Source organism: Microbacterium sp. NPDC055521, from assembly GCF_053619695.1.
In genome coordinates this window covers 24,696-38,097 of the sequence record NZ_JBSHJX010000003.1, presented here as the reverse complement: position 1 = coordinate 38,097, position 13,402 = coordinate 24,696, and the positions used below count along the sequence as shown (strand labels likewise).

Genomic DNA, 13,402 nt, shown 5'->3' with positions numbered 1-13,402 from the left:
ACGAACCGGAACCTCATGTCCTCTGCATCCCCCGCCTTCGCCGGCATCGTCCCCCCTGTCGCCACCCCGCTGCTGCCCGACCACACCGTCGATCACGAGTCGCTCACCCGCCTCGTCGAGTACCTGGTCGACGCCGGCGTCGCCGGCCTGTTCGCGCTGGGCTCCACCGGCGAGACGGCGTACTTCACCGACGACCAGCGCGTGGCCATCCTGAAGACCATCGCCACCGCGAACGCCGGCCGCGTGCCGATCATCGCCGGCGCCATCGAGCTCACCGCGCCGCGGATCATCGAGACCGCCCGCCGGCTCGTGGATGCCGGTGCCGACGCGATCGTCACCACCGCTCCGCTGTACACGCTGAACTCGCAGGACGAGATCGCCGACCACTTCCGGACCATCGCCGCCGCGATCGACGCGCCGCTGTGGGCGTACGACGTGCCCGTCCGCGTGCACAAGAAGCTCGGCCTGGAGCTGCTGATCCAGCTCGGCGCCGAGGGCGTCATCGCGGGCGTCAAGGACTCGTCGGGCGACGACGTCGGCTTCCGCCGCCTGATCGCCGCCAACGAGGCGGCCGGCCGTCCGCTGCAGCTGCTGACCGGCCACGAGATGGTCGTGGATGCCATGCTGCTGGCCGGCGCCGACGGCGTGGTGCCCGGTGCGGCGAACGTCGAGGCAGAGGGCTACGTGCGTCTGTTCGAGGCCGCCCGCCGCGGCGACTGGGACGCCGCCCGCAGCGAGCAGGAGCGCATCAACCGCATGTTCGACATCGTCTTCCAGCCGACCGGCCTCTCGGGCGACGCGACCGGAGTCGGCGCCTTCAAGGCGGCGATGAAGGCACGCGGTCTGATCGAGCACGCGACCATGGCGCACACCGTGACCCCGCTCGACGGCGAGGCCGTCGAGAAGGTCGGCGGCGTGCTCGCCGGCGTGGGACTGCTGCCGGCCGCGTCGCGCTGATGTCAGAGGTCGTCCTGGCCGTCGACGTGGGCGGCACGAAGACCGCAGCCGCGCTCGCCGGCCCGGACGACGCGCCGCTCGCGACGCGCCTCGCGCCGAGTCGCGCCGCAGAGGGACCGGATGCCGTGATCGGCACGATCGTGGCCCTCGCGACGTCGCTGCTCGACGCGGCCGACGCCGCATCCGGCGCGCGGACGCTGCTCGCCGGGGTCGGCATCGGCACCGCCGGTGTCGTGGATGCCCGCACCGGCACGATCGTGTCGTCGACCGACACGTTCGCCGACTGGCCGGGCACCGACGTCTCGGCGCGCGTGCGCGCAGGGCTCGCCGACCGCCTGGTCGAGGGCGCCGTCGTCGCCGTGCAGAACGACGTGGACGCGCACGCCGCCGGCGAATTCCGGCACGGCGCGGCCGCGGGCGCCTCGAGCGCCCTGATCGTCGCCGTCGGAACGGGGATCGGCGCCGGAGTGATCATCGACTCCCGCCCGCTGCGCGGGGCCCACCACGTCGGCGGCGAGCTCGCGCACCTGCCCATCCGAGGCGCCGATCACCTGCGCTGCCCGTGCGGACGCGTCGGCCACCTCGAGGCCATCGGCGCCGGCATCGGACTGCACCGGCACTACCTGTGGCTCGGCGGCGATCCAACCGTGCTCGACTCCCGGGGCGTCGCCGCGGCGGCGACCGCGGGTGACGAACGCGCCCTGCAGGCCATCGCCGACTCGGCCGCAGCGGTGGGGCGCGCGCTCGCGGGCGCCGCGTCGCTGCTCGACCCCGAGCGGATCGTCGTGACCGGCGGCGTTGCGCAGATCGGCGACGCGTGGTGGAATCCCATGCTCGCCGCCTACCGCGCCGAGGCCATCGACGCGCTGCAGACCACACCCATCCTGCCGGGAGCCCTCGGCGACGACGCCCCGCTGCGCGGAGCCGCGGCATCCGCATGGAGGAACTGATGCGATTCACCGATATCCCCGAGCGGCTCGCCGGCCGCCTGATCGTCTCGTGTCAGGCCTACCCCGGCGAGGCGATGCGCGACCCGCGCACCATGTCGCAGGTCGCGCAGGCCTCGATCGTCGGCGGAGCCGCCGGCATCCGGGTGCAGGGTATCGCCGACATCCGTGCGGTCGCCGGTCTCGACGTGCCCGTCGTGGGCCTGTGGAAGGACGGCGACGACGACGTCTTCATCACCCCGACCCTCGATCACGCGCGAGCGGTGATGGATGCCGGGGCCGACATCGTCGCCATCGACGGCACCCGCCGGGCCCGCCCCGACGGGCTGACGCTCGCCGAGACGATCCGTGCCATCCGCGTGCACGGCGACGTGCTGATCATGGCCGACTGCGGCTCGCTCGACGACGCGATCGCCGCCGAAGCCGCCGGCGCCGACTTCCTCGGCACCACGCTGTCGGGGTACACCGGGGAACGGCCGAAGACCGACGGACCCGACCTCGAGCTCATCTCGCTGATCTCCGAGGCGTGCGAGCGTCCGGTCATCGCCGAGGGGCGCCTGCACACGCCCGCCCAGGCCGCCGCGGCCATCGGCGCCGGCGCGTTCGCCGTCTGCGTGGGCACCGCGATCACGCACCCCACCACGATCACCTCCTGGTTCGCCGGCGCGGTCGACGAAGCGACCCGGTCGGCAGGCTGATGCCTCGCCCCGTCGTCGTCAGCGCGTATCCGCTGTCGCCCGCGTTCGCGAACTGGGACTGCGCCGTCGAGCACGAGGTGCTGCACGGACTCGCCGGGCTGCCGGGCGTCGCGGCGCTGGAGGTGCCGTGGATCGACGGCATCCACCCGCACGACCCCGACTGGTTCCTCGCCAACGCGCCCGCCGTCGCGCTCGCCGTCACGCCGCTGCCGTTCGTGATGCGCCGCCTGGCGACCCCCGGATACGGCATCGCCTCGGCCGACGACGACGGCCGCCAGGCGGCGATCGCCGACCTGCGTCGCGTCGCCGCCGACGTCGCGACCATCGGCTCGCACAGCGCCGCGCACGTCGCCGTCGTCGAGCTGCACACCGCGCCGCGCGGTGAGGCGGATGCCGACGCGCTGGCGCGCTCGCTCGCCGAACTGGGCGAGATCGACTGGTCGGGAGCCCGCCTGATGATCGAGCACTGCGATGCGCACGTCCCGGGTCAGACCCCCGAGAAGGGCTTCCTGTCGCTGCACGGCGAGCTCTCGGCGATCCGGGCGTCCGCCGCCGACGTCGGACTCTGGATGAACTGGGGGCGCTCGGCGATCGAGCTGCGCGACCCCGACGCTGTCGCGACGCAGATCACGGCCGCCGCCGACAGCGGACTGCTCGATGCGCTCGTGCTCTCCGGAGCGTCCGACCGTCACGGCCCGTACAGCGGGCCGTGGATCGATGCACACCACCCCCTCGCGTCGATCGACCCCGACGCCGAATCGCTGCTCACCGACGACCGCCTGCACGCAGCCGTGCGCGCGGCCGGCGACGCGCCGACGCTGGGACTCAAGGTGAGCCGGCGCCCCGACGCGACCAGCGCAGCCGAGGTGCTGCGCGTCGCCGAGCGTCACCTGCAGGTGCTCGCGGCCGCCGCGCCCTGACCAGACCCGGTCAAGCAGCGGCTCGGCGGTAGCCGCCGTCGTGGGGTTCGACCGCACCCGCCGCGACGAACTCGTCGATCCAGCCGCCCATCGGCCATGTTCCCCACCGCTCGGCGAAGAGGGCGCCGTTGCGCAGGATGTCGTCGAGGTGACGCCACGGGGGAGTGCCGGCGGGATGCCACTGGTGGTACGCGTGCGCTCCGCCCACCCAGTGCAGCGGGATGCCCAGCGACCGCGCCCGGCGGCCGAGATCGGTGTCTTCGGCGCCGTAGCCCTCGTATCGTTCGTCGAAGCCGCCCAGCCGCTCCCACGTCGCAGGCGTCACCCCGAACGAGAGCGACCAGAACAGGTCGTACGCGGTCGGTCCGGCGGTCTCGACGGCACCGGTTGCCGGGTTCGGGCGCACCGGATGCGGTCGGGTCATCGCCTCGAGCTCGTCGGGGGATGACGGTCGCTGCACGCTCTCGAGGTAGGTGACCGGCCCGCAGAGCAGACCGTCCGGGTGCGAGCGAGCCGCCGCGACATACCGCGCCAGCAACTCGGGCCCGGGCAGGCAGTCCACGTCGAGGAACACGAGCAGATCGACGCCGCGCGCGAGAGCGATCTCGGCCGCGGCGTTGCGCGCCGCGCCGACCCGCATCCCGTCGCGCCCGGGCGGGACGTGCACGTGCTCGGCGCCGTCGAACGGGGGCGGCGGTTCGTCGTCGAGCCACGCCTCGATGCGCACCACGTCGTGATGGGGCGGCAGCACCTCGCGAAGGAACCGGCGCTGGCGCTGCAGGTGGGCGAGACGGTTCTGCGACGCCGGTGTGATCACAGCGATCCGCGTCATGACGCGACCTCCTGAATGACTCGGGCGGCCCGCGCGGCGGCGCCCGCGGCATCCCATCCGCTCCAGTCGGGAGTCGTCGCCGCAGCCCGCTCCACGAGCTCGGCCACTTCCGCCGGTGACGATTCGGCACGCCCGGTGACCGCGCAGCCGCCGGATCGCAGCACGCGTGCGGTGTGCTCCTGCTCGCCGAACGGTCTGTCCTGGGGCAGCACCACCGCGCGCGCCCCGACCGCAGCGAGGTCGGCCACGCCGTTCAGGCCTGCCGCGCTGACCACGACGGTCGCCCGGCACAGCAGGGGCCAGACGTCGTCGACACGATCGTCGTCGCGCGCGCCCGCGGTCTCGACCACCCAGCCACGGGCGCTCAGCAGAGCGGTCGCCTCTGCCAGCCGCGGCGGGTCGAGAGTGCGGCTGAGGAAGAGCACGCGCCGCACGGCGTCGTCAGCCGGGCCGCGGCGTCGGTCGTCGTGCCGCGAGATCGCGCCGACGTGACGTACGCGCCCGCCGTGCTCTCCCAGCCCCGCCGCGCCGAACGCGCCCTCGGACCACGGTGCCAAGATGCGGTCGGCCAGGTCGTGGCCCAGCAGATGCGGGCGGTCCGAGCGATCGCCCGGCTGCGCGAACACGACGGTCGGCACGCCGAGCAGGCGGACGAACGCGGTGACCTCCACGCTGACGTCGACCACGAACGCCGAGACGGGGTGTCGGGCGATCCACTCCGCGATCATCGCCAGCCGGGTCTGGTGGCCGGGATGAGCGATCGGAGCCCAGTGCAGCGCGCCGCCGGCGGTGACATCGCCGAGCTCGTGAGCCGGCCGGCCGACGCCGTCAGGGCCGACCACCGGGTCGGCGTCAGCGGGCAGGCGGATCCACCGGGTGCCATCGCGGAGAGCAGACGGGGCGGGCAGAGACGAGAACACGGTGACGTCGTCGGCGAGGTGCGGCCGGATCGCCTGCATCCGAGTGCGGTGGCCCCAGCCGTGATGGTGCACGTACCAGCCGATCATGCGCCGACCGCCACGGCGTCGGCCGCCCTGACATCGTCGACGGCAGTGGGGGTGCCCTGGGCGGCGACCGAGAGCACGCGCTCCACCTCGCGATGACGGTGGGCGAGCGAATGGCGGGAGTGGGCCGCCGCGCGCACCCGATCCCGGAACACGGGCGACGCCGAACGGGCGGCGAGGGCGAGGGCGGCGTGCGCGAGAGCGCTCACGTCGCGGGCGGGCACGACCGCGCACCCCGGCAGCCCGGCGAGCACCTCGCTCGCTCCCCCGGCGTCGAACGCGACCACCGGGGTGCCCGTCATCAGCGCCTCGGCCAGCACCAGCCCGAACGGCTCCGACCAGACCGGAGTGACCAGCGCGACCGACGACGCGCCGACGAGAGCGCACAGCTCCGGCTGACGCAGCGGGCCGACATACTCCACGTCGTCTCCGAGCAGCGGCTCGACGTCACGGGCGAAGTACTGCGCATCCCCGATCCGCCCCGCGATCCGGAGACGTGCACCGGCCAGACGCGCCGCCCTGATCGCCAGATGGGGAGCCTTCTCGGGCACGATCCGCCCGAACCACACCCAGCTCTCGCCACCCGGCCCTCGACGCCATTCGGCGCTGTCGACGCCGTTGGGGAAGACGAAGGCGTCGACGCCCTCCTCGGACCACGCGCGCGCCGTGTACTGGCTGACGGCGAGGAAGCGATGCGGTGCGGACGACGGCAGGGAGCGCGCGGCGCGCACCATGTCCGGAAGCGGCGGCGTGTGCAGGGTCGTCACCACCGGGACCCCCACGTCTCGGCTCCACAGGATCGGATCGCCGTGCAGGCTGTGGTTGTCGACCACGTCGACGCCGTCGAGCGGGTCGCTCAGTCGGGCGCGCACGCGAGCGAAGGCACCCGCCATCCGTCCCCGATGTCCTGCGGGGTTCCCGGTGTCGGACTCTTCGCGCGGACGTCGCCAGCGCGGGCTCGGCAGGTGCAGATCGGCGCTGGGGCCGAGGAAATCCGATCCGGCGGCGGCGCACAGCTCGACATGGTGTCCGCGGCGCCGCAGCCACCGCACGCGATTCCACACGACCGCCTCCAGCCCGCCCGCGTGCGGCTGCCGCAGGGCGTGCCGTTCGGGGGCGACCACCAGCACGCGCAGCCGCTGACCCCCGCTCACACCGACACCCCGGCGATGGCGTGGGAGTACAGCCGGGCATGGGCGTCGCGGACGGCCTCTCTCTCATCGCAGCGCTGGGCGCGCCGGTCGACGAGCAGCCCGCTCGCCGAAGGCCGAGTGTCGTGGGCCCACATCACGGCGGTCGACAGGGTGCGGGGGTCGTCGAGATCGATCACCCGGAACTCGGACGGATGCTGCGACCGGATGTGTCCGACGTCGGTGCCGGCCACACGCACGCCCAGGTCGTAGCAGAGCTCCACCCAGCCGGAGTGGGTGCCGTGACGATAGGGGAGCACGAACAGGTCGAGCCCGCCGAGCCAGTCCTCGATCTGCGCATCGCTGAGGTAGGCGGTGCGTCGCACGCGCACGGCGGCGTGTCCGGTGGCTGCGGCGACGACTCGGTCGGCGGTGCGATCATCTCGCACGTGCTCGTTCAGCAGCACCTCGATCTCGACCGCGGGTTCCTCGCCCTCGAGCAGACGCGCGGCGTCCACCGCCGCTCGGACCGCGCCCTCCGCGTCGATGTTCGGCCGCAGGTCTCGCAGATGGATGCCGACCCGCACCGTCTGCGTGTCGGCCGCACGGGTGCGCTCGCCGGCCTCATCGAGCAGCGTCGGGTGGGCGAGCACCATGCTCGAGCGACCCCACCGGCGCTCGATCTCCGAAGCCGCCGAGGACGTGAGGGTGACCAGATGATCCGCGGCCGGCACGATCACGTCGAGCAGCGCCCGGTACGGCTCCTGGTCGACGATCTGCGGATTGTCGAGGTCGTGCACCGTGAACACCACCGGCCGGCCCGCCAGGCGTGCGGCCTGCAGTCCCGCACGCACCTCATCCGCGGTGAAGGACTCCAGGCCGAAGTGCACATGCAGCACGTCGTACTCGTCGGCGTTCTCGCTGAGCCATCGGGCGGTCATCGCCACCGGCGGCCACCACTGCTCGGGCGGTGCGCCCGGCACCGGCGGGTCAGCAAGGAGTGCGACCCGGTGCGGATCGGCGATGGCGCGGACATAGGGATGGGCGGAGGGGATGGAGACGACCCGGATGGGCGCGGAGGCTGAGCCGATGGTGTCCTCCTGTAGATGGGCGCTGCGTGCGAGCTGAAGTGGTGAACCTCTGGAAAAGCAACGGGGTCAGGCGGAGGAATCGAGAGGTATACGTTCGAAGCATGAACCCCGCCGCGCAGGACGTCACCACCGTTGCGCCCGCCGAGTCCTCGGTGCTAGGACGGCGCCGGCACTACGGTGAGTTCTACGGAATCGCGCCTCTGCCCGAGAGCTTCGGCGTCGTGCTGGGCAATTGCCAGGCGGAATCGCTGCGCCTGGTGATGGATGCCCCGCAGCGCCGCTTCATTCGGGTTCCACCCGTGCACGAGATGACGGCCGACGATGCGCGGCGCCTCCACGAGGTGGTGGCCGCCGCCCACACGGTGATCACGCAGCCGGTGCGCGACGACTATCACGACCTTCCGCTCGGCACGCGCCAGGTGGCCGCCGCGACCGCGGCCAGGGTGCTCACGGTGCCGCCCGTGCGATTCGCCGGGCTGCATCCGTTCCAGGCCGCCATCCGCGTGCCTGGCGTCGACGAGGACCCACCGCTCGTCGCGTACCACGACGTGCGCACCCTCGCGGCGGCTGCTGGGCTCCCGGTGGCGTCCGCTCTGGCACCGGATGCCGTGCGGGGCATCGGCCGGATGTCGATCGACGTGCTGCGTGAGCGCGAGACGGCGACCGACATCGCGGTGTCCGACCTGTTCGACACTGTCACCGCCGAGCACATGCGCACCGTCAACCACCCCGGCAACGCGATCTGGCTGCCGCTCGGCGCCCGCGTCCTCGACGCGCTGGGCGCGCCCGACGGCCCCGTCGATCCCGGGCGACCGCTGCTCGACTCGGTGCGCGCTCCGCTCGCTCCCGAGGCGGTCGAGGCGTGGGGCCTGCCCGACGAGCCGCGGACGGAGTGGGTCGTGGAGGGTCGGACGGTGAGCGACGCGGCGGTGCGCGAGGCGCACCTGGCCTGGTACACCGCGCATCCCGAGTTCGTCGCTGCGGCGATCGAGCGGCTCGCCCCGCTGCTGGCCGTCTGGCGTGCGGCATGACCCGCACGCCGCTGCTGCTCGTCCATCCCGGCGATCACGGTGTCGCCGTCTGCGCCCGCGACATGGCGGGCGCCGTCGCCGGACTCACCGAGGTGCGCACCGTCGATGCCGTGGATCTCGGCGCGCTGCCGGCAGGGACGGCGGTGCACGCCCACTTCACCGACCGGCTCTGGGGTGCGTCGCCCGAGCTGGCGGCCGGCGCCTTCGCCGAACTCGCGTCGCGCCTGCGGCTGAGCGTCACCCTGCACGACGTGCCGCAGGCATCCGACGGCGCATCGAACCGGCCCCGACGGCGCGCGGCGTATGCGCGCGTGTCGGCTGCGGCGAGCGACGTGGTGGTGAACAGCGAGCACGAGCGCGCGCTGCTGCGCGAAGAGGGCGTCTGGGCGGGCCCGGCCGAGGTCGTCCCGCTGCCCGTGGAGCGGGCCGAGGATGACGCCCGGGGCCGGCCGGACGGGTCGGTCGGAGTGCTCGGGTTCTTCTACCCGGGCAAGGGTCACGACGAGGCGGCGGACGCGGCCGCCGCCGCGGGGATCGGCGCGCTCACGGTGCTGGGACGCGCGTCGGACGGGCATGCGGCCGAGCTCGAGGCGTTCGTGCGGCGCTCGTCCGACCTCGGAGTCGAGGTCGAGGTCACCGGATGGCTGGACGACGTCGAGATCGCTCGACGCGGGCGGGCGGTGAGCGTGCCGGTGATCGCGCACCGGCACATCTCGGCATCCGGATCCCTGGCCTCGTGGATCGGATGGGGCCGGCGCCCGGTCGCCGTGCGCAACCGCTACGTCGACGAGATGGCCGCGTTGCGGCCCGGCACACTCACCCCCGTCGGCGAGGACGACCTGAGCGGTGCACTGCGGCATGCGCTCGCGCACCCCGACGCCACCTGGCACGGACTCGCCCGTCTGCCGCTGTCTCGCGCGGAGGCTGCGAGCGCATACATCCGCCTGTGGGATGAGAGGGATTCGTGACCGCACCGTGGGTCGTGGGCAATCGGTGGGATGCGCACGACGGCATCGATCCCGATCCGCTGCCGACTGTGTCGGTGATCGTCTCGCACTACGACCAGCCCGGCGAGCTCTCCCGTACGCTGCACGGTCTCGCGGCGCAGGACTACCCGCGGGAGCTGCTCGAGGTCATCGTCGCCGACGACGGCTCGCCCGACCGGATCGACGTGCCCGCGGGGGTGATCGTCGTGCGGCAGGAGGATTGCGGGTTCCGGCTCGCCGCCGTGCGCAATCTCGGCGTCCGGGCGAGCAGCGGCGAGGTGCTGTGCTTCCTCGACGCCGACACGTCGCCGGAACCCGGCTACGTGCGGGCGTTGAGCAGGCTCCCCGCGCTCCTGCCGGAGGCGGTCGTCGTCGGGCGGCGCCGGCACGCCGATCTGTCGCAGGTCGCCCCGGAGGTGCCGATCGTGGACGCGGTGGTGGGGCGGGAGCTGCCGGAACCCGGCTGGCTGGCGCAGGAGTACGCGCGCAGCCGGGACCTGCTCGACGCGGATGACCGCTCCTATCGGTTCGTGATCGGCGCGGTGATCGGCTGTTCGCGACGCATGTTCGACGAGGTCGGCGGATTCGACGAGGCGTTCACCTCGTACGGCGGCGAGGACTGGGAGTGGGCGCATCGCATGTGGCAGGCGGGGGCGGTGTTCGCGCACGTCCGAGACGCGGTCGCGTGGCACGACGGCCCGGAGTGGGCCGATCGCGAGGACTCGGGGATGGATCGCGCCAACGCGCAGACGCTGCGGATGCAGTCGGTCATCCCGGTGTCGGGGTCGTCGCCGCGGGCGCTGCTGCACGGCGCCGCGGATCTGGTGGTGCGGGTGCGGGGAGAGCACTCTTCCGCCGCGCTGTTCATCATGGCGGACTCGCTGTTCGCGGCGTTCCCCCGGGCCAGGCTGCAGCTCGACGTCGTGCCGGAGGCGCTCGCCGACGACCCGCGGGTCGTGGATGCGGACGGTGCCGTCGACGCCCGAGTGGTCTGGCACACGCGTCGGCCCGTCGTCGTGCTCGAACCGGGCTGGCTCGTCGATCTCGTCCGCGGCCTCGGGGCGGGAGATGTCGGCGCTGTCGACCTCGTCGACGTCGGCGGCGCACCGGTGGGGTCGCTGCACGCGCGCCGGGCGATGCGGCGGGCTGCACGCTGGGGTCACCACGAGACCTTCGAGCGACAGCGGATGACGGCCGTCGGAGCCCACGTGCTGCGACCCGACCCACGGGTGGAGGCCTGGGTCGGCGGGTGGGGCGGCGTCGAGTCGTTCTGCTGACCGGGAGGCGAGGCTACAGTCGACCGACCCCGGTCACGGTCACGACGGCCTCGCCGGCCGCGTCGGAGGCGGCGAGGTCGACGGTCGCCGAGATCCCCCAGTCGTGGTCTCCGGTGGGGTCGTCGAGGATCTGACGCACCGTCCACTGCTGCGCGCCCTGTTCGATGAGCAGCAGCTGCGGGCTGCGTGCGTCGGCGCCGGTGAGGATCTCGTCGTGCTCGGCGAAGTAGGCGTCGAGCGCGTCGTTCCAGCCGTCGGCGCCGAGATCGCCGTCGAGGGATGCCAGCGACTCGACATCTTCCCGCGCGGCGAGCAGCACGCGGCGGAACATCTCGTTGCGCACCAGCACGCGGAACGCCCGCGTGTTCGAGGTGAGACGCTTCGGGGCGGGCGGCACGACCGGCTCGTCATGCCGGTCGAACGCCCCGTTGTCGACGCCGGCGACCAGCTCTTCCCACTCGTCCAGAAGGCTCGAGTCCACCTGACGCACGAGCTCACCGAGCCACTCGATGAGGTCGCGCAGCTCGTCGGTCTTCAGCTGTTCGGGAATGGTCTGCGACGCCGCGCGATAGGCATCCGACAGGTACCGCAGCACCACACCCTCCGAGCGGGCGACCTTGTAGAAGGCGACGTATTCCCCGAACGACATGGCGCGCTCGTACATGTCGCGCACCACCGACTTCGGTCGCAGCTCGAAGTCGCGGATCCACGGCTGCGACGAGCTGAACGTCTCGAACGCCGCGCCCAGCAGCTCTTCCAGAGGCTTGGGGTAGGTGATCTGCTCGAGCAGCTCCATGCGCTCGTCGTACTCGATGCCCTCGGCCTTCATGGCGCCGACTGCCTCGCCGCGGGCCTGGAACTCCTGCTGGCTGAGGATGGCTCGGGGATCGTCGAGCGTCGCCTCGACGATCGAGATCATGTCGAGCGCGAAGGCCTGGGACTCCGGCTCGAGCAGCTCGAAGGCCGCCAGAGCGAACGGCGACAGGGGCTGGTTGAGTGCGAAGTCGGGCTGCAGGTCGACGGTGAGGCGCACGGTGTCGGATGCCCGCTCCACGACACCCGATTGCAGCAGCGTGCGGTAGATGCCGAGGGCGCGCAGCGCCAGAAGGCGCTGCCGGGAGCGCGGCTCGTGATTGTCGTACACCAGCGAGCGCATGTTCGCGAACACGTCGCCGCCGCGGGCGATCACGTTGAGCATCATGGCGCTGGTGATCTGCATGTGCGAGGTCAGCGTCTCGGGCTCCGACGCGATCAGCTTCTGGAACGACGGCTCGCCCCACGACACGAACCCGTCAGGCGCCTTCTTGCGAATGATCTTGCGCCTCTTCTTCGGGTCATCGCCGGCCTTCTTCACGGCGGCGAGGTTCTCCGTCTCGTGCTCGGGCGCCTGCGCGACCACGGTCCCGGCGGTGTCGTACCCGGCACGGCCTGCGCGACCGGCGATCTGGTGGAACTCGCGGGCGTTCAGCTGTCGCATCCGGCTGCCGTCGAACTTCGTCAGCGCCGTGAGCAGCACGGTGCGGATCGGCACGTTGATGCCGACGCCCAGGGTATCGGTGCCGCAGATGACCCGCAGCATGCCGCGCTGCGCGAGCTGCTCGACCAGACGGCGGTACTTCGGCAGCATGCCCGCGTGATGCACGCCGATGCCGAGCCGCAGCAGCCGCGACAGGGTCTTGCCGAACGCCGTCGTGAAGCGGAAGCCGCCGATGAGCTCGGCGATGGCATCCCGCTGCTCGCGGGTCGCGACCTTGGCGCTGGTGAGCGCCTGCGCGCGCTCCATCGCCGCTGCCTGCGAGAAGTGCACGATGTACACCGGCGCCTGCCCGGTCGTCAGCAGCTCGTCGATCGTCTCGTGGATCGGCGTCGTCTCGTAGTAGAAGTGCAGCGGCACCGGCCGCTCGACCCCGATCACCACGGCCGTCTCGCGCCGGGTGCGGCGGGTGAGATCGGCGGCCAGCTCGGTGACATCGCCCAGGGTGGCCGACATCAGGACGAACTGCGCCTGCGGCAGCTCGAGCAGGGGAACCTGCCATGCCCACCCTCGGTCGGGGTCGCCGTAGAAGTGGAACTCGTCCATCACGACCTGGCCGACATCGGCATCCGCCCCCTCACGCAGCGCGCGGTTCGCGAGGATCTCGGCGGTGCAGCAGATGATCGGGGCGTCGGCGTTCACCGATGAGTCACCGGTGATCATGCCGACGTTCTCGGCCCCGAACACGTCGACCAGGGCGAAGAACTTCTCGCTGACCAGCGCTTTGATCGGTGCGGTGTAGAACGTGCGGCGCCCGTCGGCGAGCGCGGCGAAGTGCGCGCCGACGGCGACGAGCGACTTGCCTGTGCCGGTCGGGGTGCTCAGGATCAGGTTCTTGCCCGACACGATCTCGATGACCGCCTCATCCTGCGCGGGGTACAGGCTGATGCCGGTCGACTCCGCCCACTCGACGAAGGCCAGATAGACGGAATCCGGATCGGCACCGCGCACGAGGGAGGGATCGAGGGCAGTCATCCGTCGATCCTTTCACGCCC

12 protein-coding genes are annotated in these 13,402 nt (G+C 72.5%); 7 read left to right on the top strand and 5 right to left on the bottom strand.

Annotated features, from left to right (window positions below; translation table 11 throughout):
• The first annotated feature begins 15 nt into the window (after window positions 1-15).
• Genes ACWGSM_RS03725 through ACWGSM_RS03710 form a run of 4 tightly spaced genes read left to right on the top strand, consistent with a single transcriptional unit; the run spans window position 16 to window position 3,522 of the window.
• Complete coding sequence (locus tag ACWGSM_RS03725) at window positions 16-957, top strand: dihydrodipicolinate synthase family protein (protein ID WP_452321626.1); 942 nt, start codon at window positions 16-18, stop codon at window positions 955-957.
• The gene (locus ACWGSM_RS03720) at window positions 957-1,907 is read left to right on the top strand and encodes an ROK family protein (RefSeq protein ID WP_452321625.1); all 951 of its coding nucleotides are present in this window, start codon (window positions 957-959) and stop codon (window positions 1,905-1,907) included. Before ACWGSM_RS03725 ends, ACWGSM_RS03720 begins: the two co-directional genes overlap by 1 nt.
• Window positions 1,907-2,602 (top strand): N-acetylmannosamine-6-phosphate 2-epimerase, encoded by a 696-nt coding sequence (locus tag ACWGSM_RS03715; protein WP_452321624.1) that lies wholly within the window; start codon window positions 1,907-1,909, stop codon window positions 2,600-2,602. Before ACWGSM_RS03720 ends, ACWGSM_RS03715 begins: the two co-directional genes overlap by 1 nt.
• The gene (locus ACWGSM_RS03710; protein WP_452321623.1) at window positions 2,602-3,522 is read left to right on the top strand and encodes a DUF4862 family protein; all 921 of its coding nucleotides are present in this window, start codon (window positions 2,602-2,604) and stop codon (window positions 3,520-3,522) included. Before ACWGSM_RS03715 ends, ACWGSM_RS03710 begins: the two co-directional genes overlap by 1 nt.
• Before the next feature lie 10 nt (window positions 3,523-3,532).
• On the opposite strand, the gene ACWGSM_RS03705 is transcribed toward ACWGSM_RS03710, so the two are convergent.
• From ACWGSM_RS03705 to ACWGSM_RS03690, 4 genes are read right to left on the bottom strand one after another with little or no spacing between them, the layout of a single operon-like run.
• On the bottom strand, window positions 3,533-4,354 hold the full coding sequence (locus ACWGSM_RS03705) for a glycosyltransferase family 2 protein (protein ID WP_452321622.1): 822 nt from the start codon (window positions 4,352-4,354) through the stop codon (window positions 3,533-3,535).
• Window positions 4,351-5,361 (bottom strand): glycosyltransferase, encoded by a 1,011-nt coding sequence (locus tag ACWGSM_RS03700; RefSeq protein WP_452321621.1) that lies wholly within the window; start codon window positions 5,359-5,361, stop codon window positions 4,351-4,353. Before ACWGSM_RS03700 ends, ACWGSM_RS03705 begins: the two co-directional genes overlap by 4 nt.
• On the bottom strand, window positions 5,358-6,512 hold the full coding sequence (locus tag ACWGSM_RS03695; protein ID WP_452321620.1) for a glycosyltransferase: 1,155 nt from the start codon (window positions 6,510-6,512) through the stop codon (window positions 5,358-5,360). Before ACWGSM_RS03695 ends, ACWGSM_RS03700 begins: the two co-directional genes overlap by 4 nt.
• Window positions 6,509-7,513, bottom strand: coding sequence for a glycosyltransferase (locus tag ACWGSM_RS03690; protein WP_452321880.1), 1,005 nt, complete (start codon window positions 7,511-7,513; stop codon window positions 6,509-6,511). The genes ACWGSM_RS03695 and ACWGSM_RS03690 overlap by 4 nt, the downstream gene beginning before the upstream one ends.
• Before the next feature lie 167 nt (window positions 7,514-7,680).
• Here ACWGSM_RS03690 and ACWGSM_RS03685 point away from each other — a divergent pair, with 167 nt between their 5' ends.
• Genes ACWGSM_RS03685 through ACWGSM_RS03675 form a run of 3 tightly spaced genes read left to right on the top strand, consistent with a single transcriptional unit; the run spans window position 7,681 to window position 10,873 of the window.
• Window positions 7,681-8,610, top strand: coding sequence for a WcbI family polysaccharide biosynthesis putative acetyltransferase (locus tag ACWGSM_RS03685; RefSeq protein ID WP_452321619.1), 930 nt, complete (start codon window positions 7,681-7,683; stop codon window positions 8,608-8,610).
• On the top strand, window positions 8,607-9,578 hold the full coding sequence (locus ACWGSM_RS03680) for a hypothetical protein (protein ID WP_452321618.1): 972 nt from the start codon (window positions 8,607-8,609) through the stop codon (window positions 9,576-9,578). Before ACWGSM_RS03685 ends, ACWGSM_RS03680 begins: the two co-directional genes overlap by 4 nt.
• Window positions 9,575-10,873: a glycosyltransferase gene (locus ACWGSM_RS03675; protein WP_452321617.1), complete on the top strand. Its 1,299-nt coding sequence runs from the start codon at window positions 9,575-9,577 to the stop codon at window positions 10,871-10,873. The genes ACWGSM_RS03680 and ACWGSM_RS03675 overlap by 4 nt, the downstream gene beginning before the upstream one ends.
• A gap of 13 nt (window positions 10,874-10,886) precedes the next feature.
• Here the strand turns inward: ACWGSM_RS03675 and ACWGSM_RS03670 are convergent, their stop codons facing one another.
• Window positions 10,887-13,382, bottom strand: coding sequence for a DEAD/DEAH box helicase (locus ACWGSM_RS03670; RefSeq protein ID WP_452321616.1), 2,496 nt, complete (start codon window positions 13,380-13,382; stop codon window positions 10,887-10,889).
• Between the last annotated feature and the right edge of the window lie 20 nt (window positions 13,383-13,402).